At 58.5% G+C, this 22,938-nt stretch carries 18 protein-coding genes and 1 tRNA gene; 12 read left to right on the forward strand and 7 right to left on the reverse strand.

Going from position 1 to position 22,938, the window contains the following annotated elements; translation table 11 throughout:
• Positions 1–4: 4 nt before the first annotated feature.
• A complete protein-coding gene (gene tig, locus SynPROS91_RS00330) occupies positions 5–1,354 on the reverse strand; it encodes a trigger factor (RefSeq protein ID WP_186517395.1) in 1,350 nt (449 codons plus the stop codon).
• A 174-nt stretch (positions 1,355–1,528) separates the two neighbouring features.
• Here tig and SynPROS91_RS00335 point away from each other — a divergent pair, with 174 nt between their 5' ends.
• Genes SynPROS91_RS00335 through SynPROS91_RS00345 form a run of 3 tightly spaced genes read left to right on the forward strand, consistent with a single transcriptional unit; the run spans position 1,529 to position 5,581 of the window.
• Positions 1,529–2,560 (forward strand): aspartate-semialdehyde dehydrogenase, encoded by a 1,032-nt coding sequence (locus SynPROS91_RS00335; protein WP_186517403.1) that lies wholly within the window; start codon positions 1,529–1,531, stop codon positions 2,558–2,560.
• A gap of 5 nt (positions 2,561–2,565) precedes the next feature.
• Positions 2,566–3,474, forward strand: a complete 909-nt coding sequence (gene dapA / locus SynPROS91_RS00340; RefSeq protein WP_186517405.1) for a 4-hydroxy-tetrahydrodipicolinate synthase — start codon at positions 2,566–2,568, stop codon at positions 3,472–3,474.
• Between the two features lie 55 nt (positions 3,475–3,529).
• Positions 3,530–5,581 (forward strand): ribonuclease J, encoded by a 2,052-nt coding sequence (locus tag SynPROS91_RS00345; RefSeq protein WP_186517407.1) that lies wholly within the window; start codon positions 3,530–3,532, stop codon positions 5,579–5,581.
• Here SynPROS91_RS00345 and SynPROS91_RS00350 read toward each other — a convergent pair.
• Positions 5,567–6,382 (reverse strand): hypothetical protein, encoded by an 816-nt coding sequence (locus tag SynPROS91_RS00350; protein WP_186517409.1) that lies wholly within the window; start codon positions 6,380–6,382, stop codon positions 5,567–5,569. The two genes, SynPROS91_RS00345 and SynPROS91_RS00350, sit on opposite strands and share 15 nt — an antisense overlap.
• A gap of 9 nt (positions 6,383–6,391) precedes the next feature.
• Entirely contained in the window at positions 6,392–7,387 is a 996-nt protein-coding gene (tilS, locus tag SynPROS91_RS00355; RefSeq protein ID WP_186517416.1) for a tRNA lysidine(34) synthetase TilS, read from the reverse strand.
• A gap of 99 nt (positions 7,388–7,486) precedes the next feature.
• Between tilS and SynPROS91_RS00360 the strand changes: the two genes are divergently transcribed.
• The 3 genes from SynPROS91_RS00360 (at position 7,487) to uvrB (ending at position 10,881) form a co-directional block, all read left to right on the forward strand.
• Entirely contained in the window at positions 7,487–8,260 is a 774-nt protein-coding gene (locus tag SynPROS91_RS00360; protein ID WP_186519253.1) for a DUF561 domain-containing protein, read from the forward strand.
• 80 nt (positions 8,261–8,340) lie between these two features.
• A complete protein-coding gene (locus SynPROS91_RS00365; RefSeq protein WP_186517418.1) occupies positions 8,341–8,775 on the forward strand; it encodes a phage holin family protein in 435 nt (144 codons plus the stop codon).
• A 66-nt stretch (positions 8,776–8,841) separates the two neighbouring features.
• Positions 8,842–10,881, forward strand: coding sequence for an excinuclease ABC subunit UvrB (gene uvrB, locus SynPROS91_RS00370; protein WP_186517420.1), 2,040 nt, complete (start codon positions 8,842–8,844; stop codon positions 10,879–10,881).
• A gap of 15 nt (positions 10,882–10,896) precedes the next feature.
• Here the strand turns inward: uvrB and SynPROS91_RS00375 are convergent, their stop codons facing one another.
• Together SynPROS91_RS00375 and holA are read right to left on the reverse strand one after the other, a co-directional pair.
• On the reverse strand, positions 10,897–12,699 hold the full coding sequence (locus tag SynPROS91_RS00375) for an aspartate kinase (RefSeq protein ID WP_186517422.1): 1,803 nt from the start codon (positions 12,697–12,699) through the stop codon (positions 10,897–10,899).
• Between the two features lie 49 nt (positions 12,700–12,748).
• Complete coding sequence (gene holA / locus SynPROS91_RS00380) at positions 12,749–13,729, reverse strand: DNA polymerase III subunit delta (RefSeq protein WP_186517424.1); 981 nt, start codon at positions 13,727–13,729, stop codon at positions 12,749–12,751.
• 55 nt (positions 13,730–13,784) lie between these two features.
• Here holA and SynPROS91_RS00385 point away from each other — a divergent pair, with 55 nt between their 5' ends.
• The gene (locus SynPROS91_RS00385; protein ID WP_370586774.1) at positions 13,785–14,426 is read left to right on the forward strand and encodes a precorrin-8X methylmutase; all 642 of its coding nucleotides are present in this window, start codon (positions 13,785–13,787) and stop codon (positions 14,424–14,426) included.
• On the opposite strand, the gene mutS is transcribed toward SynPROS91_RS00385, so the two are convergent.
• Entirely contained in the window at positions 14,411–17,140 is a 2,730-nt protein-coding gene (gene mutS, locus SynPROS91_RS00390) for a DNA mismatch repair protein MutS (protein WP_255439835.1), read from the reverse strand. The two genes, SynPROS91_RS00385 and mutS, sit on opposite strands and share 16 nt — an antisense overlap.
• Positions 17,141–17,290: 150 nt before the next feature.
• Here mutS and psbZ point away from each other — a divergent pair, with 150 nt between their 5' ends.
• From psbZ to SynPROS91_RS00405, 3 genes are all read left to right on the forward strand, one after another.
• A complete protein-coding gene (gene psbZ, locus SynPROS91_RS00395; RefSeq protein WP_006855033.1) occupies positions 17,291–17,479 on the forward strand; it encodes a photosystem II reaction center protein PsbZ in 189 nt (62 codons plus the stop codon).
• Positions 17,480–17,541: 62 nt separating this feature from the next.
• Entirely contained in the window at positions 17,542–18,024 is a 483-nt protein-coding gene (gene ribH, locus SynPROS91_RS00400; protein WP_186517426.1) for a 6,7-dimethyl-8-ribityllumazine synthase, read from the forward strand.
• 64 nt (positions 18,025–18,088) lie between these two features.
• A tRNA-Gly gene (locus tag SynPROS91_RS00405) sits at positions 18,089–18,160 on the forward strand.
• A 111-nt stretch (positions 18,161–18,271) separates the two neighbouring features.
• On the opposite strand, the gene SynPROS91_RS00410 is transcribed toward SynPROS91_RS00405, so the two are convergent.
• Positions 18,272–18,727 carry a GNAT family N-acetyltransferase gene (locus tag SynPROS91_RS00410; protein WP_186517428.1) on the reverse strand — a complete coding sequence of 152 codons (456 nt, stop codon included), beginning with the start codon at positions 18,725–18,727 and terminating at the stop codon, positions 18,272–18,274.
• A 144-nt stretch (positions 18,728–18,871) separates the two neighbouring features.
• Between SynPROS91_RS00410 and SynPROS91_RS00415 the strand changes: the two genes are divergently transcribed.
• Both SynPROS91_RS00415 and secA read left to right on the forward strand, forming a co-directional pair.
• Positions 18,872–19,981 carry a glycosyltransferase family 4 protein gene (locus SynPROS91_RS00415; protein ID WP_255439836.1) on the forward strand — a complete coding sequence of 370 codons (1,110 nt, stop codon included), beginning with the start codon at positions 18,872–18,874 and terminating at the stop codon, positions 19,979–19,981.
• A 102-nt stretch (positions 19,982–20,083) separates the two neighbouring features.
• On the forward strand, positions 20,084–22,936 hold the full coding sequence (secA, locus tag SynPROS91_RS00420; protein WP_186517430.1) for a preprotein translocase subunit SecA: 2,853 nt from the start codon (positions 20,084–20,086) through the stop codon (positions 22,934–22,936).
• The last annotated feature ends 2 nt before the right edge of the window (positions 22,937–22,938 follow it).

Below are 22,938 nucleotides of genomic sequence, written 5' to 3' on the forward strand. Positions count from 1 at the left end.
CCGATCAGGCATCGGTGGCGCTGGGCTTGTCCTTCTCAGGTGCCTTTTCACTCACGGTGCTGTTTTCTTCCAGCCAGCCGAGCAGTTTTTCTTGGAGCAGATCCTCGATCACCGCTTGACGGAGACGGTTGGGGTCGATGTCACGCTCACCGGTGAGTTGGGCTGAGACCTCCTTCACTTTGGCGTCGATCTCTGGGTCCTCAAGCTTGAGGCTTTCTGCTTCCGCCAGGGCCGAGAGGGCAAGACTGCGGCGCAAGCGCTCCTCCGCTTCCGGGCGTGAGGTTTCCATCAAGTTGCGGACGAGCTCAGGAGTGAACAGAGATTTCACATCCATTCCCTGTTGTGAGAATTGAGCTGCGGTTTGTTCCACGAGGTTGCGCACCTCCTGTTGAACCAAGGTTTCAGGCAGTTCCACCTCAAGTTGCTCGACGAGAGCAGCGAGCAGGGCATCGCGTCGATTGCTGCTGGTACGGCGCTCAGCGTCATCCTTCAAACGCTTTTCAAGGTCAGAGCGGAGCTCGGCCAAGGTTTCCTGTTCGCTGGCTTGTTTGGCGAAGTCGTCATCCAAGTCGGGAAGTTCTCTGGTTTTGAGATCCTTCAGTTCGATCTCGAAGCTGGCCTTGCGTCCGCGCGCATCTTCCTTGGGGTAGTCCTCAGGGAAATTGCAGGCCACGGTTTTGCTATCACCAACGGCCATGCCCACAACGCCTTCAATGAAGCCCGGGATCATGCGTCCATTCTCGAGGTCCACATCCATCGAATCGGAGCTGCCGCCTTCGATTTCGCTGCCGTCGTCGCTGTAGATGCCTTTAAAACCCACCACGGCGATGTCGCCTTCTGCAGCCTTGCGGCCTTCCACCGGAACCACGGTGGCGAGTTGACGGCGTGATTGCTCGAGCATGTCATCCACTTTTGTGGCATCGAAGCTGACGCTCTCCGCTTCCGCTTTCAGCCCCTTGGTGGTTTTCAGGGTTGGGGTGGGAGCCACATCGGCTTCAAAGGTGACGGAAAGGGGCTTGCCAGGTTCAAAAGACTCCAGCAAGGCTTCGTAGCCGCCATCCACTTCGGGTTGGCCTAGGGCTTCAATCGTTTCCTGTTTGATGGTGTCCCGCCAGATGGCGTCCACGAGGTTCTCGAGCGCGGTGGCGCGAATGCGCAGTCCACCCAGTTGTTGCACGAGAACAGAGCGAGGCACCTTTCCTTTGCGGAATCCGGGCAGATTCACGCTGCGACTGAGCTGTGAGATCGCCGCTTCGTAGCTGGCCTGACTGCGTTCGGCTGGAATCGCTACTTCAACGGCCAGACGGCTGCCGGGGCGGGCTTTGGAGGTGACCTTCAGGCTGGCGGCACTCATCGGCGGCGTTTAAGAGCAGACCCATCACCTTAATTAACTGCGAGTCCTTTGCCTTCCGCGTAAGCTGATTGGAACGCTTTAGCAACTCCCTGCGGCGTCACAACGTCAGGGATCGATGCAGTGAGTGGCATGTAGCCACCCCTAAACCCAGATTTTTGTTCCAGTTTCATTCGTTTGATTTCCGCCGCGCCATTCCCAAACCGACCACTCACCGTTGCGGTGCTGGGTGCCAGTGGTGCCGTGGGTCAGGAGCTTCTCCACCTTCTTGAAGAACGGAATTTTCCAGTCGCTGAACTGCGTCTTTTGGCGTCCGCTCGCTCTGCAGGGAGTCACTGCTCGTGGAAGGGGCAGGAGCTCATGGTTCAAGAGACAACAGCCAAAGCTTTCCAGGGAGTTGATTTGGTGCTCGCTTCGGCAGGCGGCTCGGTGTCCAAGGCTTGGCGCGAGGCGATCGTGGCGTCGGGAGCCGTGATGGTGGATAACTCCAGCGCATTCCGCATGGAAGATGGCGTGCCCTTAGTGGTTCCCGAAGTGAATCCAAGTGCTGCTCAGCAGCATCAAGGCGTGATCGCCAATCCCAACTGCACCACAATTCTGCTGAGTTTGGCTTTAGCGCCGCTGGCGTCGCGTCGCCGCTTGCGGCGCGTGGTGGTGAGCACCTATCAATCGGCTAGTGGTGCCGGTGCCCGCGCCATGGATGAGCTTCGTGATCTCTCCCGGGTGGTGCTTGATGGAGGCACCCCCACCAGTGAGGTGTTGCCCCATTCGCTTGCGTTCAATCTTTTTTTGCACAATTCACCGCTTCAGCCGAATGGCTACTGCGAAGAGGAGCTGAAAATGGTGAATGAAACCCGTAAAATCATGGGAATCCTCGACTTGCGCTTTACAGCAACGTGCGTACGGGTTCCTGTGTTGCGCGCTCACTCAGAAGCGGTCAATGTTGAATTCCATGAGCCTTTCTCTGTGGAGGAGGCCCGATCACTCCTAGCTGTTGCTCCTGGTGTTGAGTTACTCGACGATGCTGCCCACAACCGTTTCCCAATGCCCACCGATGTAACCGGTCGAGATCCGGTGATGGTGGGGCGAATTCGTCAGGACATCAGTGAGCCGAATGCTCTTGAGTTTTGGCTATGTGGTGATCAGATTCGCAAAGGTGCCGCTCTGAATGCCATTCAAATCGCCGAACTGCTTCTTCCTACTGTTTGATTCATATGAGTACTGCTGCTGAACTTTCTCCGACCCCGTTTGGCCGTCTGTTGACGGCCATGGTGACCCCCTTTGATGCTGAGGGCCGCGTGGATTTGGCTTTGGCAGGTCGTTTGGCCCGTCATCTTGTCGAGGAAGGTTCAGAGGGGCTTGTCGTTTGTGGCACGACGGGTGAATCGCCAACGCTGAGCTGGCAGGAGCAAGTCAAGATGCTGGAGGCGGTCCGTCAAGCCGTTGGACCTGGGGTGAAGGTGCTTGCAGGGACGGGGAGCAACAGCACAAGTGAAGCGGTGAAGGCAACGCGAGAAGCTGCGTCGGCTGGCGCTGATGGTGCCCTGTTGGTTGTGCCTTATTACAACAAGCCTCCGCAAGAGGGCTTAGAAGCGCATTTTCGAACGATTGCAACGGCTGCTCCTGAGCTACCACTGATGCTTTACAACGTGCCTGGACGCACTGGCACGAGCATGGCTCCGGCCACGGCAGCTCAGCTGATGGATTGCGCCAACGTGGTGAGCTTCAAGGCGGCCAGTGGCTCGACTGAAGAAGTCACCGAGCTGCGCTTGGCCTGTGGGCCTCGCCTCGCCGTTTACAGCGGTGATGACGGCTTGCTTTTGCCGATGTTGTCCGCTGGTGCAGTCGGTGTGGTGAGTGTGGCCAGTCATGTTGTTGGCAGGCGTTTGCGCCACATGATTGATGCGTTCCTCAGCGGTCAGAACGCTGTTGCCCTTGGTCAGCACGAGCAGTTAACGCCGCTCTTCCAGGCCCTCTTTGCCACCTCCAACCCCATCCCTGTGAAAGCTGCTCTTGAGCTGAGTGGATGGCCAGTGGGTGCTCCTCGTCTTCCTTTATTACCCCTTAATTCAGCCATGCGCGATTCCTTAGCCCACCTCCTCACTGCCCTGCGTCAGACCTGACGCTCCGGCTGCCGATTCAGATTTCCCCTTTTTAACGTCCCTTGAGTTCTTATTGATGACATCCACTCTTTCTAAAACCAAGCAGGCCTGTCTCCGAGTGATTCCACTGGGTGGCTTGCATGAGATCGGCAAGAACACCTGCGTGTTCGAGTACGGCGACGATCTGATGCTTGTGGATGCCGGTTTGGCATTCCCCAGTGACGGGATGCACGGGGTGAATGTAGTGATGCCCGACACCAGCTTCCTGCGTGAAAACCAGAGTCGGATTCGCGGCATGATCGTGACCCATGGTCATGAAGATCACATCGGTGGAATTGCACACCATCTCAAGAACTTCGATATCCCAGTGATTTATGGGCCTCGTTTGGCCCTGTCCATGCTCACTGGAAAAATGGATGAGGCTGGTGTCACCGACCGCACCACCCTCCAAACGGTGGGTCCTAGAGACGTGGTGAAGGTGGGTCAGCACTTCTCGGTGGAGTTCATTCGCAACACCCACTCAATGGCCGACAGCTTTTCGCTGGCGATCACGACCCCAGTGGGCACTGTGATTTTCACGGGTGATTTCAAGTTTGATCACACCCCTGTGGATGGTGAGCACTTCGACTTGGCTCGTCTTGCCCATTACGGGGATCAAGGCGTGCTCTGTCTGTTCAGTGATTCCACGAATGCGGAGGTGCCTGGTTACTGCCCGCCTGAACGTTCCGTGTTCCCCAACCTGGACCGGCATATCGCTGAGGCGGAAGGACGGGTGATCATCACCACCTTCGCCAGCTCGATTCATCGCGTCTCGATGATTCTTGAGCTGGCGCTTAAAAACGGACGCAAGGTGGGTCTCCTTGGACGCTCCATGCTGAATGTGATCGCTAAGGCCCGTGAACTCGGCTACATGCGTGCACCGGATGAGCTGTTTGTGCCGATCAAGCAGATCAATGATGTGCCAGACCGCGAGACGCTTTTGTTGATGACCGGAAGCCAGGGTGAGCCTCTTGCTGCTCTGAGCCGGATTTCCCGTGGAGATCATCCTCAAGTGAAGGTGAAGAGCTCCGACACGATCATTTTCTCTGCGAGCCCGATTCCAGGAAACACCATTTCAGTGGTGAACACGATCGATAAATTGATGATCTTGGGGGCCAAGGTTGTCTATGGGAAGGGGGAAGGCATTCACGTGTCTGGCCACGGCTTCCAGGAAGATCAAAAGCTGATGTTGGCCCTCACCCGTCCGAAGTATTTCGTGCCCGTGCATGGTGAGCACCGCATGCTCGTGAAGCATGCCCGCACCGGCCATTCGATGGGCGTGCCTGAAGACAACACGCTGATCATCAACAACGGTGATGTGGTTGAGCTCACCCCGGATTCAATGCGCAAAGGCGATCCTGTGAAGGCAGGGATTGAGCTGCTCGATCAGTCTCGCAACGGAATCGTGGATGCACGCGTGCTCAAGGAGCGTCAACAGCTTGCCGTTGACGGGATCGTGACGATCCTGGCTGCTATCAGCACCGATGGGGCGATGGTGGCTCCGCCTCGCGTGAATTTACGCGGTGTGGTCACCACAGCTGATGCGCGCAAGATGTCGCTGTGGACGGAACGCGAAATCAAGTGGGTGCTGGAAAATCGCTGGAAGCAGCTCTGCCGCACTGTGGACGGGGCTTCTCCTGAAGTGGATTGGATGGGCGTCCAGCGCGAAGTGGAAGTGGGCTTAGGTCGGCGCATGCGCCGCGAGATGCAGGTGGAGCCCTTGATCCTTTGTTTGGTTCAGCCGGCCCCTGGTGGCACACCGGTCTATAAAGGCCGCGCTGATGCAGAGCCTGATACCCGTCCGGCAGCCCGTGGTCGTGGCGGTCGTCATGGTGCTCCCGGCCGCGACAGCGGTAATGGCCACGTACGGCGAGATCCGAATGCGGCTCCAGCACGGGTTGTTCCTTCGCGTGTGATTCGCACACCGGCACCTGCCGCAGCAGTGTCTGCTCCAGGTGCAGCAGCGACTCCAGCACCGGCCCCAGCTCCGGCGAAAGAACTTGTTGCGGCGACTGTGGTTGTGACCCGCGATCCAGAGCCTGAGATGCCAGCTGGACGCACCCGTCGTCGTCGTTCAGCGGCGGCGTAGGGAACGCCAGGCCAACACCAACCGCTTTCGTAAGGGAAGGGATGTTGGCGGATCGTTATCAGCTGGCCTTGCTGATAACGATCCGAGTTGGGCAATCTGCGTCAGGTTGACCCGCAGCAGTCCGGCCTCCAATCGCTTGGGGTCGGTATCAAAAGTACTTTCCAGCGATGAAGTGGAAGCCTGCTCAGGAGCTTGCTCCAAGTTGGCTGGGTCTTCCGCAAGATCTTGAGAGCTGTCCAAGTCTCTTGGCTGTTGCGACCCCTTTGGCTCATCCCACTCAGCCTTCAGCCAGGGCATGGCCGTTTCGATCGTTTCAGCTGCTGGCCTTTTCATTGGTGAGCGCTTGTCTGCCGCTGTACGCGTTGAGGAGGCGTTCAAAAACGGATCACGGATGAGATCGTCGCTGGCTGGCTCGCTGGTTACGTCGCCAAATGGAATGGATGCCAGCTCTTCTGCAGCAGGAGCAGACACAACAACATCAATGACAGGTGAGCGCTCCAGCGCTTCGCTGAGGCCCTGTTGAGCAAGTTCTCGCAGTGTGTCTGGCGGTTCGCTGGCGAGCACGAGCCGGTAAAACTCCGCGCTCTGGCTCCCATCATCCTTTCCGTAGAGGTGGATGTGGCCGAGTAAGAGGGCCACAAAGGCTCTCCAGGCCAGGGTTGCGTCCCGTTCCGCTCCTGAGGAGGGAAGGGGCTCCAGTTGTCCCAGCAGTGGACGCGCCAAATCGTCGGCTTTGTCGAACTCGCTAGCGCTGTAGGCCTGTTCAGCGGCGACGTATTGCTCCTGAAAATCAGCGTCCAAGCGAGGTTGTTATGGCTTGCTCACTAGTTGTACCGAGTCTTGGGTCCATTGCAGAGACTTTTGCCCTGGCAAGGAGCGGCTTCCTGGGGGGCGACCAGGGCCAATCGCCACACTCAGGCTGTCGAGTTGGCTGGCGGAGAGGGTGCCAACGCCTTGTTCTTGCAGCCAATGATGGAGCAACAACCGACGGGTGGCTTCTGGCAAAAGCTTGAGTGCGTTGCGTTGCAAGCCGCGTTCACAACGCAGTGGTTCCAGGGCCAGGGTGGCGAGGGTGCGTTGGCAGTCCTCCACTTGAGACACCCGCTCGCTGAGTTGGGCGATGCGTTGGCTGCAGCCTGGATGCAACTCCTCCAGCATCGGAAGCACCTCGTTGCGGATGCGGTTGCGGCTGAAGGCCGGATTGGTATTGGATGGATCAAGCCAAATGGGCAGTTTCAAGTCCTGGCAGATCTGGGCGGTGTCGTCTCGGCTGAAGCTCAAAAGCGGGCGCACTAGACGAGGGCCGCTTGGGTCATTGTTTTGTAGTGGTCTGATCGGCCGCAAGCTGCCAAGGCCGGCCAGATCCGTGCCTCGGGCCAACTGCAGCAGCAAGGTTTCAGCTCGGTCGCTTGCGGTGTGAGCGGTCAGAACCGTGCGGCAGCACAGCTGCTGGCTTAGGGCGGCAAGCTCTTGGTAACGCCAGGATCGGGCGCTGGCCTCTGTGCCTGTGTTCTCCCTCGTGCTTCGGCTGATCTGAAGATCCAACTCCTGGACTTGGCACCACGCCTTGAGTTCGGAGGCAATGGTTGCTGACTGATCGTGCCAACCATGGTCGCCGTGCCACAGCTGGACATGCCAATGGTGCAGATGTTGAAGCCCCTGAAGCAGGCCGAGTAAAGCCATGGAGTCTTGACCGCCGGAGAGAGAGATCAGCAGTGTTGTCCCCTTGGGAAGCAGGTTCGGTTGCCTCAGCAGTTGGCGATGCAGCCTGTCGTGCCAAGGCAACCAGGGTTGGGAGGCAGCCATGGTGTGGCCAGCGAGTGGAACAACAGAGAATTGATCTTGCCTGTTCTCAGGCGGGATTACACCCGCGGTGTGAGAATGATGGAACCTGATTTCGCTGGGATGACCCGCCTTTCTCTGCTGCCCGCTGAGCTCCGCCGCAGCCTGAAGCAGCGAACCGCACTCAAGGTGATCGCCGGTTTGATGAACTTCGATCGCTCCAACGTGGCGATGGTGGCGGCTGCCGCGGGTCGCGGCGGTGCTGATTTGCTTGATGTGGCCTGTGATGCAGAGCTGGTGAAGTTGGCGATCGAGGTCTCCGCTGGTGTGCCTGTCTGTGTGTCTGCGGTGGATCCTGAGCTGTTTCCGGCCGCTGTGGCTGCCGGCGCGGCGATGGTGGAGATTGGCAATTACGACGCCTTCTATCCCCAAGGCCGGATCTTTGATGCCACTGAAGTGTTGTCGATCACCCGCCGAACCCGCGAGCTGCTCCCCGATGTGGTGATGAGCGTCACGGTGCCCCACGTGCTGCCGTTGGATCAGCAAGAGCAGTTGGCTGTGGATTTGGTGGCAGCTGGTGCTGATCTGATTCAAACCGAAGGTGGCACCAGTGCGAAGCCGTTCAGCCCTGGAAGCCTTGGATTGATTGAGAAAGCAGCTCCTACTTTGGCCGCTTCCCACAGCATCAGTGCTGCGCTACATCAGGCGGAGTGCGCTGTGCCCGTACTCTGCGCCTCTGGATTGTCTGCCGTCACCGTGCCGATGGCGATTGCGTCTGGCGCTGCTGGTGTGGGAGTGGGATCGGCGGTGAATCGCCTCAACGATGAGTTGGCGATGACCGCTGTGGTTCGCGGGCTGCGCGAGGCTTTGGCTCGTCCAGTGATCAGCCGCGTTTGATTTCGCTGCCTAGCCCCATCGCTGGTTTGGGCGGTTTCGCTAAAGATTCCTAGCTTGCGATCAGTGATGGCTGGACTTTGATGGGAACGCTTGGCTGGTTGCTGCAATGGCCGATTCGAGCCCTCGTGCTGCTTGTCGTGGCAGCGCTTCCGCTTGGCGTGGAACTGGCCAGCTTCGGTACGGCGCTGTGGGCAGCGGTGTTGATTGGCCTGTTGGGCACGCTGCTGATCTTGCCGCTCAAAGTGGTGATGGGTCCGGTTTGGGCCATTACCTCGCTAGGCGGGTTGATTTCGCCGGTGTCGTTTCTCTTCAACTGGATGATTACGGTCATCTTGTTTGGCTTGGCCGCTTGGCTGATCCAAGGCTTTCGCCTCAAGAACGGTCTGATCAGTGCCATCTGTGGCGCAGTTGTGTACAGCGTGATCAGTGCCATGGTTTTGCGTGCCCTTGGCCTTGCCGATGTGGACTTCACCAGGGCCGCTCTGATCGGATCGTTGGCGTTTGGTGCTGAGTAAGACGCCGATGCTTTGGCAATCGCCGTAGCCTGATCAGCCTTCCTCCAGGCTCGACGCCACCGGATCATGCCCGCTTACGAGCTATCGGCGCCTTACACCCCTAAAGGAGATCAACCCACGGCGATCGCCAAATTGGTGGAGGGTGTGAATGGAGGAGAGCGTTATCAAACGCTTCTCGGAGCCACGGGTACGGGCAAGACGTTCACGATGGCCAATGTGATCGCCCAAACCGGACGTCCTGCTTTGGTGTTGGCCCACAACAAAACCCTGGCGGCCCAGCTTTGCAACGAGCTGCGGGAGTTTTTTCCGCACAATGCTGTGGAATATTTCATCTCCTATTACGACTATTACCAACCGGAAGCCTATGTGCCAGTAAGTGATACCTATATCGCTAAAACTGCATCAATTAACGAAGAAATTGATATGTTGCGTCACTCCGCGACGCGATCGTTGTTTGAGCGCCGTGATGTGATTGTGGTGGCCTCAATTAGTTGCATCTATGGGCTTGGAATTCCAAGTGAATACCTCAAAGCTGCTGTGCCATTCAAAGTGGGTGAGACTTTGAATTTGCGCGGATCTTTGCGCGATCTGGTGAACAATCAGTACAGCCGCAATGACACAGAGGCGGGGCGTGGACGTTTTCGTGTGAAGGGAGATGTGCTTGAAATTGGTCCAGCCTATGACGACCGTTTAGTGCGTGTTGAGCTCTTTGGTGATGACGTAGAAGCGATTCGCTATGTGGATCCAACCACTGGTGAAATCCTTCAAAGCTTGGATGCGATCAGCATCTATCCAGCCAAGCACTTCGTGACACCAAAAGAGCGTCTCAATGATGCCGTTAAGGAGATTCGTGCGGAGCTGAAAGATCGCCTTGAGTTTTTAAATGGAGAAGGGAAGTTGCTTGAGGCTCAGCGTTTAGAGCAACGCGCTACGTATGACCTGGAGATGTTGCAACAAATTGGTTATTGCAACGGAGTTGAGAATTATGCCCGTCATTTGGCTGGTCGTGAGCCTGGATCTGCACCGGAATGCCTGATTGATTACTTCCCAGATGATTGGTTGTTAATCGTGGATGAAAGCCACGTGACCTGCTCTCAGCTTTTGGCGATGTACAACGGCGATCAAGCTCGCAAAAAGGTGCTGATTGACCATGGCTTCCGTTTGCCGAGTGCCGCTGATAACCGGCCGCTTAAGTCGGAGGAGTTTTGGAGCAAGGCCAAGCAGACCGTGTTCGTGAGCGCCACTCCTGGGAATTGGGAGATGGAGATCAGTGAAGGTCAGATCGCGGAACAGGTGATCCGCCCTACGGGTGTGCTGGATCCGATTGTTGAGGTGCGGCCCACCACCGGACAAGTGGATGACCTGCTTGGAGAGATTCGTGATCGTGCCTCTAAGAATCAGCGCGTGTTGGTGACCACGCTCACCAAGCGGATGGCAGAAGACCTCACGGATTACCTCGCTGAAAACAAAGTTCGTGTGCGCTATTTGCACTCAGAGATTCATTCGATTGAGCGGATCGAGATCATTCAGGATTTACGTCTGGGTGAATACGACGTTCTAGTTGGCGTGAATTTGTTGCGGGAAGGATTGGATCTGCCAGAGGTTTCGCTGGTGGCAATTCTTGATGCCGATAAGGAAGGATTTTTGCGTGCCCAGCGCTCTTTGATTCAGACGATTGGCCGTGCAGCTCGGCACGTGGAAGGCAAAGCCTTGCTTTACGCCGAGAACATGACCGATTCCATGGCCAAGGCGATTGAAGAAACCGAACGCCGCCGCGCCATTCAGCACGCCTACAACGAAAAGCACGGCATTACACCCACGCCTGCTGGCAAGAAGGCCACGAATTCAATTCTTAGTTTTCTGGAGCTGTCACGCAAACTCAAGGCCGATGGCCCCGATGCAGATTTGGTCAAAGTGGCTGGTAAGGCGGTTCAAGCTTTGGAGGAAGACAGCGCTGGATTGGCTCTCGATGCCCTGCCTGAGCTCATCGATCAACTTGAGCTGAAGATGAAAGAGTCAGCCAAGAAGCTCGACTTTGAGGAAGCAGCCAACCTGCGGGACCGGATCAAGAAGCTGCGTCAGAAGCTGGTGGGCAGCAGCAGATGATCAAGCCTTCGTGATTTAAGCCTCAAGCGGAGATTCTGTGCCTTGCGCTCGATGGCATTCAGATCCACCAAGTTGGAAGCCGGCATGCACCGCTTCTAAGGCCTTGACGCCATCAGCTTCGGCGACCACGCAGCTGGTACGGATTTCGCTGGTGGCGATCAATTCAATGTTCACTCCAGCTTCGGCAAGGAAGCGGAACATGCGGCCCGCTGTTCCTGCGGTGGCAGGCATCCCAGCGCCGATCGCGCTGACGCGGGCAATCGCGGGCCCATCTTCGAGAACGGCGCCAGGCCATTGAGACAGCAGCGGCGCAAGGGCTTGATCCGAGGCTGCTCGGTCCTCGCGTTTCACGATGAAGCTGATGTCACGGCTGCCATCGCGGTGCTGCCGCTCGGATTGAACGATGGCATCAAGGCTGATGCCTGCATCAGCGAGCGCTGAGCAGAGGGCCCCTGCCATGCCTGGTCGGTCGGGCACATGACGAACGCTCATTTGGGCCTGATCACGATCTAGGGCGACGCCTCTCACCTCCGGTTCACCTTTTCCGCTGGCAGGAGGGTTGATGTATTGCTGCTGTGTGCTCAGTTCAAAGGCCTGTTGCGCAGCTTGCAAAGCCTTGCCTCCCATGGAGGCGTCCACCACGCAGCTCACCTTCACCTCGCTGGTGGCGATCAAACGTAGGTTGATGCCCTCTCTTGAGAGCGTGTCGAACAAGCCAGCAGCGATACCAGGGCGGCCCATGATCCCAGCGCCCCTGATGCTCAGCTTGCTCATGCCGCCGTCAGTGCTGAGGTTGCCGCCAAGGCTGTCCACCAGCGTGGCGCAGATGCTGCGGGCTTGATCAAGATCCTCTCCCGCCACGGTGAAGGTGATGTCGTTGCTGCTGCCCTCATGGGTGGCCTGAATGATCAGATCTACGTTCACGCCGCCTGCAGACAGGCTTTCGAACAAGCGGGCAGCCACGCCTGGCTGATCAGGCACGTGGGAGAGGGCCAGCAAGGCTTGATCCTCGAGGAGCTCCACGCCATCCACAGGACGACCAAGTTCCAAGCCCTCGCGGCCGATCGGTCTGGCATTGCGGCTTGTGAGCGTGGTGCCTGGTGCATCGCTCCAGCTGGAGCGCACCACCATGTTCACGCCGTAGTTGCGGGCGATCTCCACGGCGCGGGGGTGGAGAACTGCGGCACCCAGGCTGGCGAGTTCGAGCATTTCATCGCAGCTCACTTGCGGCATCAGTTGGGCATTGGCCACCTTGCGCGGATCGGTGGTGAGCACCCCTGGCACGTCTGTATAGATTTCGCAGGCATCCGCACCAAGGGCTGCGGCTAAGGCAACGGCTGAGGTGTCAGAGCCGCCGCGGCCGAGGGTGGTGATTTCGGCGGTTCCGCCCCGGCTGAGGCTTGTGCCTTGGAAGCCAGCCACCACCACCACTTGCCCTTCTGCTAGCAGGGCCCTAAGCCGGTCGGTGCGCACATCGAGGATGCGGGCACGGCCATGGGCTGATTCGGTCACGATCCCCACTTGGGCTCCGGTCATCGAGACCGCTGGCACGCCCAGTTCATGCAGGGCCATCGAGAGCAAGGCGATCGAGACCTGTTCGCCGGTGGAGAGCAACATGTCCATCTCCCGCTGCGGTGGCGCGGCGCTGATCGCTTTTGCCTTGGCGGTGAGCTCGTCTGTGGTGTGGCCCATCGCCGAGACCACAATCACCAGATCATTGCCGTCTTCTTTGCAGTCGGCGATACGACGGGCGACGGCCTGCAGGCGTTCCACGCTGCCGACGGACGTGCCGCCGAACTTCTGCACAAGCAGGGCCATCAACGCCGTCCAATCGGCCTTTAATTATTTCAGCTCATCTGTGTTGGGCTCAGCCGAGTAGTCCATCGCGAAAAGCATCACCAGGTTGTGCTCCGCGTTTGAGGGCTGCTTCCACGTTCAGCAATCGGCTTAGCAAGCTGAGGCAGCGCTGCGAGTTGCGGCCTTGCAATTGCTTGCGCATCACGTAGATCCGCTTTGGGTTGCCGATGCCGGCCGCTTTGGCAATGACGGCCACATCGCGCTCTCCCTGTTGTTCCAGGAGCAGCACCCAAAGCCAGCCACGGATTTGTCCTGTGAGGGTGGCAACGATGCGTAGAGCGGGTTCACCCGCATCGATCAGGGCATCAAGAAGGCCAATGGCGCCGCCTGCATCGCCTTCCAGTAAGGCATCTCCCACGGCTAAGGCGTTGGTGGCTTGGCCTTCAATCAGGGTGTGTACGGCGTCTGCGCTGATGCGCGCATGCCCATTGCTTTCGGCGTGGAGCGCCAGTTTTTGCAACTCCATGCTGAGGCGTGCGCTGTCATTGCCGATGGCATCCACGAGGGCGGAGACGGCCTCCGCTTCCATGCTCAGGTTGAGCTCTGCGGCTGTGCGCTCCACCAGTTGGCGCTGGCCTGCTCCATCCCAGATTGCCGGAAGCTGGAACTTTTGCTCGCTATCGAGCCCCTGCTTCACCCGTTTCTGCAACGCTTTCGTGGTGCGTAAGCGTCCGTCTGGCTTGGCGGGGTTGGTGAGCACCAGCTGGGTGCTGTCTGGGATGAGCTCGAGCGCTGCTTCAAAGCGATCGGCCAGTTCGCTTGGGCAGGCATTGCAGAAGGGTGAGCATTGCAGCAAAACCACCCGCATCCCCGCCCCAAAGGGGGGTGTGCGTGCTTCCTCCAGGGCCTGTTCCGCCTGGCCGGCTTCATTGCCATCGAGGCGGCTGAGGTTAATGCTGCTCCAGCTGGGATCAATTGCCTGATCAATCAGGGCTGCGACGGCACGATCGCGGGCAGCGCTGTCGTCACCCCAGAGCAGATGGATTGGCATGGAGAAGCTGAGAGAACTGGGGGCGGCTTTGCGTTGATGATGCCGGAGTTGCGTCTTGATTCCTCTGAACCACGATCACCCAATCTTTACTGAAAGCATTCGCCGCATTCGGGCGCTAGTTGGAGACACCGGTTTAGACCCGTTGTCGCAAGACGTGCTGGAACGGCTGGTGCATAGCAGTGGGGATCCCTCCTTAGCGGCCCTGCTGCAGTTCAGCCCCGGTGCTTGTGAAGCCGGACTGAAGGCCCTTCAGGGCGGAGCTTTGATTCTCACCGACACGGCAATGGCGGCAGCGGCGGTGCGGCCGATGGCGGCACGTACCGCTGGCAATGAGGTGCGCTGCCTGCTCGATTGGGCCCCGGCTCGGTCGCCGCAAGGATCCACCCGGTCGGCGGCGGCGATGGTTCGCGCCTGGCCGGAGCTGATCCAGGCGGCTAATAACGCAGGGAAGCCTCTACCGCTGGTGCTGATTGGCAGTGCTCCAACGGCCTTGGAGCAACTCATGGATCAACTGGAAGCGGGAGCACCCGCTCCAAGCCTGATTGTTGGCATGCCGGTGGGGTTTGTGGGTGTGCCGGAAAGCAAGCGTCGCTTGGCGCAAACCACCCTGGATCAGATCCGCTTGGACGGCACCCGTGGCGGGGCCGGTCTGGTGGCAGCAGCCGTGAACGCCTTGCTGCGTCAGGTGGCCAGTTGATCCAACACCTGGCGTGCGCGCTGCACCACGGAGGCTGGCACCCCCGCTAAGCGGGCGGCTTCGATGCCGTAGCTGCGGCTGGCGCCACCAGCAGCCACGCGATGGAGGAACACCAGATCGCTGCCGGTCTCTTCCACCAGCACCTGGCAGTTGGCCACGTTGGTGCGCTCGCCGGCCAGGGCATTCAGCTCGTGATAATGGGTGGCAAACACGGTGCGGGCCTGAAGCTCGCCGGCCAGATGTTCGCTTACGGCCCAAGCGATCGAGAGTCCATCAAAGGTGGCAGTACCTCGTCCGATTTCGTCGAGCAACACGAGTGAGCGGTCACTTGCGTGATGCAGGATGTTGGCGGTTTCTGCCATCTCCACCATGAAGGTGGACTGTCCGGCAGCGAGGTCATCGACAGCGCCGACACGCGTGAAGATGCGATCGGCGATTCCGACTCGTGCCGTTTGCGCTGGAACCCAGCTGCCGATCTGGGCCAGCAGCTGGATCAGGCCGATTTGGCGCAGGTAGCAGCTTTTGCCGCTGGCATTCGGCCCCGTGAGCACGACCAAATCAATGCCTGTTCCTAAGTCGCTGTCATTTGGTGTGAAGGTCGTCTCTACAAGCAGCTGCTCAACCACTGGATGGCGGCCCTGTTCGATCACCAGGCTGCGATCCGCTGTGATTTCAGGAGCACACCAACCTCCCGTGGCAGCGGCTTCCGCCAGGCTGGTGAGGGCATCAAGGCCTGCGATCGCCCTGGCGGAACGGCGGATTGCTTCTGCATGATCGCCAATCTCCCCTCGCAAGTCACAGAACAGTTCGTATTCGCGTTGGGCGGCACGGGCACGCATCTGAAAAATCTGGCCTTCCCTTGCTTTGAGGTCGGGGGTGATGAAGCGTTCCTCATTCGCCAGGGTTTGGCGGCGAATCCAGTGGTCTGGTACGGCGCCTGAGCGGGCCCGGCTCACCGATAGGAAATAGCCAAAGGTGCGGTGATATTGCAGCTTGAGGTTGTTGTTGTTGCTGCGCTGACGTTCGCGTTGCTCCTGTTCCGCCAGCCACTTGTCTTGGTCATCGAGCTGATTGCGTAAGCCATCCAAGAGTGGGTCGACCCCGTCGTGGATCAGCCCTCCCTCGCTGAGACTTAGCGGTGGGCTGTCCACGAGTTGACGCCGGATGCTCTCCCCGAGCGCCGCGAGGGCTGGATCAGGCTCCAGCACATCCGAGAGCCAAGAGGGGCCGCCGTTGAGCTGGCTGGCGATCAGGTTGGCGAGCTGAGGTAGGCGCCCTAAGCCATCGGCGATTGCCACGAGATCTCGGGCTCCAGCGTGGCCTGCACCGGCACGTCCGGCGAGCCGTTCCAGGTCACCCATGGGCCGCAGTAAGCGCCGCAAGGCTTGCCGCAACGGTCGCTTGCTTACCAATTGGCTCACGCTTGCTTGGCGGGTGCAAATGCTGGAGGGGTCCATCAGTGGGGCCTCAATCCAGCGGCGCAGACAACGGGCGCCCATGGCGGTGAGGGTGCGATCGATCGCCCAGAGCAGCGAGCCCTGGAATTGGTTGTCACGCTGGGTGGCGGTGAGCTCGAGATTGCGGCGGGTTTGGGCATCGAGCACCAGCGCGTCCCCTGGGAAGCAGGTGATCGGTCGCTCCAAGGGCGGCGGTGTGATGCCGTCGTCGTCTAAGGGGCAGGTGTCGCTGAGGTAGGCGAGCAATCCGCCGGCGGCGCGCATGGCGAGGGGAACGTTTTGCAGCCCAAGCCCGTCGAGGGTTTGCAAGTGGAACCGCTCCAAGAGCAGTGCTTCTGCTTCCGGTTGGCTGAAGGCTGTGTTGCCGATGTCGCAGCGTTGCAGGCGCTCCGGACACCAGCTGGGTGCCATGTTGTTGTGGCTGTGGTGGATCAGTTCCGCTGGATCGAGCCGCGCGAGCTCTTGATGCAGCGCAGCACTGTTGTCTTGTTCGCGGACGAGGAATTCGCCCGTGCTCACATCGGCGCAGGCCAGCCCCCAGCGAAAGGGCTGCCGGCCTTGTGCGGGTTCAACCACTACCGCCGCCAGCCAGTTGTTGCGGCGCGCGCTGAGCAGGCCTTCCTCCAGAACCGTGCCCGGAGTCAGCACCCTGGTGATGTCTCGGCGCAGCAAGGTTCCTTTGGCGGATCCACTGGCAGGGGCGGCTTCCAGTTGGTCGCAGAGCGCCACGCTGAGGCCGCGGCGAATCAGCTCGGAGCAGTAGCGCTCAGCGGCGTGGTGGGGAATGCCGGCCATGGGCACCCGTCCGATTTGCTTTCCGGCCTCTTTCCCTGTGAGCGTGAGCTCCAGCAGGCGAGACAAGTTGATGGCGTCTTCGAAGAAGCATTCAAAAAAGTCTCCGAGCCGGTACAGCAATACCCGATCGGGATGGGCGGCTTTGAGTTCCACGTAGTGGCGGAGCATCGGGGTGAGCTGCTCCGGGGTGACCTGGCTGTGGTGTGACCAGGGCGGGAGGTCGTCGTCGCTGTTGGCGTCGTGATTGCTGTTGTTGTCGTTGCTGCTGGGTTCGGGATGCTGTTGTGGTTCTTGGCGCTGAAGTTGGCGTTGACGGGGTCGCTGCTTGGCGTCTTGCGTGAGCTCGAGATCATCGAGCTGATCGAGCGCATCTTCTTTTTTTTGATCCTTGTTTGGCGGCGAACTGGCCGGTTCCGCATCCCCAAAAAGGTTGCCCTGCAGGGCCAGGTCCGATTGGGGCACGGGTGGCGTAGCGATCCATGGATCGTAAGTCTCACAGCAGTGGAGGACGTCTTTGGATCACCACAAGCTGTGAAGCTTGATTCCAAGGTGGGCCAGGGCTCCAGGTGCATGTGAGAATCTTTCGCACCGCCCTGGCGTCGACAAAACTCCATGCAGATCCTCAACACCCTCACCGTGCTGGCCCTGGTGGTGATGTCGTTTGCCCTCATCGTGGCGGTTCCTGTGCTGTATGCCTCGAATGAGGACAGCGGACGTTCCAACCGCTTGATCCTGCTGGGTGGGATCGCCTGGGTAGCGCTGGTGCTGCTCAATTGGGGCGTGAGCTACTTCGTGGTCTGAAGTCCACTTCAGACCGGGTTACGCCTTGATGGGAGCATGGTCTTACTTGCCCCTGCCTTTTCATGGCCACGTTTGAAGGACGTTTCACTGATTTAGGCCAGGTTCGTATCGCCGTTGTGGTGGCCCGTTTCAACGATTTGGTGACGGCAAAGCTGCTGAGCGGTTGCTTGGATTGCCTGTCCCGCCACGGCGTGGATACGACTGCTGAGAGTGCCCAGCTCGATGTGGCCTGGGTGCCGGGGTCGTTTGAGCTGCCTGTGGTGTCCCAAAATCTTGCCCGTAGTGGGCGCTACCAGGTGGTGATCACCCTGGGTGCAGTGATTCGCGGTGACACCCCCCATTTCGATGTGGTGGTCGCGGAAGCCAGTAAGGGAATTGCCGCTGTGGCGCGTGACACGGGCGTGCCCGTGATCTTTGGGGTGTTGACCACCGACACGATGCAGCAGGCCCTGGAGCGTGCCGGGATCAAGAGCAATCTCGGCTGGAGCTATGGCTTGGAGGCTTTAGAGATGGCTTCCTTGATGAAGGCCTTGCCGGGGCATTGACCAACGGCCCCTTTGTGTTGCATGCTGCCCAGGTCGTAGCGAACCCAGCGTTCAACACGGCTTTGCGGATGTAGCTCAGTGGTAGAGCATCTCCTTGCCAAGGAGAGGGTCGAGAGTTCGAATCTCTTCATCCGCTTTTCGTTTAGGCGGGCTTTCAGCGAGCAGCCAACCTTTTAAGCACACCTTTGTTGAAAGTCTTCGGTCTTCAAAGAGGTTTGAAATCCAGTTTTTTTTTGATTTTTCTGATTTATTGGTTGCGAATGAGCAATTGCTGAGGGCTAGCTAGTTCAAACCCCATTTGTTGGTAGAACCCAGAGCTGTTGGTGGTCATTAGATACACCCGCTCAGCGTTGCGAATCGCCTTGGCGCTGAGTAGGGCCTCCACCACACGTCGCCCGAGTCCGCGGCCTTGAAGGTCTCCGGCAACGACCACATCCCAAAGCACGGCGCGGTGGATTCCATCGCTGGTGGCCCGTCCGAACCCCACCATCCGCTTGCCGCGCCAAAGGCTCACGACAACCGTGCTGCCGGCCAGCATCCGTTTGAGATCTGCTGTGTTGCGCTCTTGCGCCCAAAACGCGTGTTTGTGCAGCAAGCGACGCAGCTTGAGCAGGCCGCGGCTCGGCTTGAGATCAGGGCCGAGTCCAAACCAGCGCAGGCCTGGGGCGCCGGGAGCATGTTCCACGAGTCGGATGCGGGCCATGAAGGGTTAATCAGACCTCCATCATCGGCAAAGGCCTCGCACCGAGCGAACTGTGTCTGGCTGAGATGATGGATAGAAACGATCCAATCTTTTGAACGCTGCGGTTCCTGGTCGTTTGTTTGCTCATGATCAGGTTGGTGGATAATGGACTCTCCTGCTCAACTCATGCGCGAATGGCCTCCAGGCTATGGAGGCGTGGAGCGGGTGGCCCATGCATTAGCGAGTGAGTGGGGTGCAACGGTGTTCAGCTTTGATGCGCAATCTCGCAGCGCTGATGAGCTTGATGCCTTGCCGGTTTCCTATCCCCGTGTGGTGTTGCCAGCCAGTCCACCCCTCGGCCGTTTGTTGCTTCCCTTGCCATCACGTGCGCTTTGGAGCCTCTTGCTCTCACGCCGACCTCTTTATGGGCATTTGCCATCGCCAGGGGTGCTGTTGGTTTTGCTACTAGCCCGTCTTCTGCATCCCCGTCGGCCAGTGTTCGCCCATTGGCACTGCTTTGTTGCTCCGGAGCCAGGCTCGAAGAATCGGCTTTTTGCTGCATATCAGTGGCTGGCCCTTCGTGTCGTCCCACATCTAACCAAAGTCATTACGACCTCTCCCGTACTGGCGAAAGAGTTGATTCGTTGTGGATGCCAGCCCGCTCGTGTGGCTGTTCTGCCCTGTTGTCTGAATCCAGAGCAAGAAAAGGCGCTATTGGAGTTGCCCTCGCGTTCAGCAAAAGCAATGCCCTTGCGGGTGTTGTTTATTGGCAGGCTTGATAGTTACAAGCGCTTGGACTGGTTGTTGGAAGCTCTTGCCTTGTTGAAGGAGCCTTGGTCCTTAGCAGTCGTCGGAGATGGCCCACGCCGGCGTGCCTTTGAAGAGCTCACTACGACGTTGTTTGGCGCGAGCTCTGCTGTGACTTTTCTGGGCCGTTTAGATGAGGCGGAGAAGTTGGCTGAACTCGCCCTTGCAGACGTTTTGGTGCTCCCTTCGGATCGCTCCACAGAAGCCTTCGGGATCGTGCAGTTAGAGGCAATGGCGGCAGGGATTCCGTCACTCGCTTTTCAAAACAAGCGCTCTGGGATGGGCTGGGTGGGACAGCTGTCTGGATTGCCTTGGTCCCAACAGCCTGAAGAGTTGTCGTTGGTTCTCCATCAGTTGGCGACGTCGCCCGCACTACGAAAGGCGCTAAGCCTTGAAGCGCGGGACAGATATCTAAATTTGTTTGCTCGCAAGGTTTGGTTGCAAGTTCTTGATTCGCTTTTCTCCTGATGGTGAGGATCGAGCGATTACACAGCCTGAATTTCTCCTCGTTATTGCCATGCCATCCAGTGGGCCTCAGTAGGCTGTTGCGCAGTCGATTTGGCGATTTCCATGCTCAAGCTCCTGCTGGGTGACCCCAACGCCCGCAAGCTGAAGCGTTATCAGCCGATCGTTTCAGACATCAATCTGCTCGAGGAGGAGATTGCGCCGCTCAGCGACGACGACCTGCGCCGTCGCACGGCTGAGTTTCGCCAGCGCTTAGGGGCTGCTGGGTCGTTAGATAAACAAAGACCCGTCTTGGACGACTTGTTGCCAGAGGCCTTCGCGGTGGTCCGTGAAGCCGGCAAGCGGGTGCTGGGCATGCGCCATTTCGATGTGCAAATGATCGGTGGCATGGTGCTGCACGAGGGCCAGATCGCCGAGATGAAAACCGGTGAGGGCAAAACGCTTGTGGCCACCCTCCCCAGCTATCTCAATGCGCTTACCGGCCGTGGCGTGCACGTGGTCACAGTGAACGACTATTTGGCGCGCCGCGATGCGGAATGGATGGGTCAGGTGCATCGCTTCCTCGGTCTTTCGGTGGGCTTGATTCAGCAGGACATGTCGCCGGCTGAACGCCGGATTAATTACGGCTGCGATATCACCTATGCCACAAATTCAGAGCTTGGATTTGATTATCTGCGCGACAACATGGCTGCTGACATCAATGAGGTGGTGCAGCGCGAGTTTCAGTTTTGCGTGATCGACGAAGTCGACTCCATCCTGATTGATGAAGCACGCACGCCTTTGATCATTTCCGGGCAGGTGGAACGCCCTCAAGAGAAATATGAGAAGGCCGTAGAGGTGGCGAATGCCCTGGAGCGGGCCGCCGAAATGGGCAAAGACGGCATCGACCCTGAAGGTGATTACGAGGTGGATGAAAAGCAGCGCAGTTCCACACTCACTGATGAGGGATTCGCCAAGGCGGAGGCCTTAATTGGTGTGGAAGATCTCTACAACCCACAGGATCCTTGGGCGCATTACATCACCAACGCCCTCAAGGCCAAAGAGCTGTTTGTGCGTGATGTGAACTACATCGTTCGCGATGGTGAGGCGGTGATCGTGGATGAGTTCACGGGCCGGGTGATGCCAGGCAGGCGTTGGAGTGATGGACAGCACCAGGCGATTGAGGCCAAAGAGGGCTTGGCGATTCAGCCAGAAACGCAAACCTTGGCGTCGATTACATATCAGAATTTCTTTCTGCTCTATCCCCGTTTGGCCGGGATGACCGGTACGGCCAAAACAGAGGAAGTGGAATTCGAAAAGACCTACTCCTTGCAAACCGCCATCGTGCCGACGAACCGGGTGCGCGCCCGCCAAGACTGGGTGGATCAGGTGTACAAAACCGAAACGGCGAAATGGCGTGCAGTGGCAAAGGAAACCGCTGAGGTGCACAAGCAAGGCCGGCCCGTTTTGGTGGGCACCACCAGTGTGGAGAAAAGTGAGCTGCTTAGTGCCTTGCTTGCGGAGGAAAACATCCCCCACAACCTGCTCAATGCCAAACCGGAAAACGTGGAGAGGGAGGCAGAAATCGTTGCTCAGGCCGGACGGGCTGGCTCTGTGACCATTGCCACGAACATGGCGGGCCGTGGCACCGACATCATCCTTGGCGGCAACAGCGATTACATGGCTCGCCTCAAACTCCGCGAAGTATTGCTGCCCCGGCTGGTGCGGCCGGAAGATGGCCACCGGCCTCCTTTACCGCTTCAGCGCACTGTTGAGGGCGGCGGCGGTTTCACTGAATCGGCCCCGGCGAGTGGCCCTCAGGGCAGCGCTCCTAGTGAAGCCAAGGCGATTGGCAATCTTTATCCATGTCAGCTCACAGAAGACACCGATCAAGCCCTTGTTGAGCTGGCCAAGCAGCTTGTGAAGGCTTGGGGTGATCGCGCTCTCAGTGTGATCGAGCTGGAAGATCGCATCGCCACAGCAGCAGAAAAAGCCCCCACAGAGGATCCTGAGATTGCCCAGTTGCGTGACGCCATCGCCCAGGTGAAAGGCGAATACGACGCCGTGGTGAAACAGGAAGAATCTGGCGTCCGTGAGGCCGGAGGTCTCCACGTGATTGGCACTGAACGCCATGAATCACGCCGAGTGGATAACCAGCTGCGCGGCCGTGCTGGCCGTCAGGGTGACCCTGGCAGCACCCGGTTCTTTTTGTCGCTTGGGGACAATCTGTTACGCATTTTTGGCGGTGAGCGTGTGGCTGGCTTGATGAATGCCTTCCGAGTGGAGGAAGACATGCCGATTGAATCGGGGATGCTTACGCGTTCGCTTGAGGGTGCTCAGAAGAAGGTGGAGACGTACTACTACGACATCCGTAAGCAGGTGTTTGAGTACGACGAGGTGATGAACAATCAACGCAGAGCCGTCTACACCGAGCGTCGCCGCGTTCTTGATGGCCGTGAGTTGAAAAAGCAGGTGATTGGTTATGGCGAGCGCACCATGAATGAGATCGTGGAGGCCTATGTGAACCCAGACCTTCCCCCAGAGGAATGGGACGTAACGCAACTTGTGAGCAAGGTGAAAGAGTTTGTTTACCTGCTCGAAGATCTCCAGCCCGATCAACTCCAGGGCCTCTCGATGGATGATCTCAAGGCTTTCTTGCAAGAACAGCTACGCAACGCCTACGACCTCAAGGAAGGCCAAATCGAGGAGTTGCGCCCTGGGCTGATGCGGGAAGCGGAGCGTTTCTTCATTCTTCAACAAATCGATACTCTCTGGCGCGAACACTTACAGGCCATGGATGCCCTGCGTGAATCGGTGGGATTGCGCGGATATGGCCAAAAAGATCCGCTGATTGAATATAAAAATGAGGGCTACGATATGTTCCTGGAGATGATGACGAATATGCGCCGTAATGTGATCTATTCGATGTTTATGTTCCAGCCCGCTCCCCCTGCAGCGGCCCAGACCACGTCGGCCTAACT

The organism is Synechococcus sp. PROS-9-1 (genome assembly GCF_014279775.1).
Taxonomy (GTDB): domain Bacteria; phylum Cyanobacteriota; class Cyanobacteriia; order PCC-6307; family Cyanobiaceae; genus Synechococcus_C.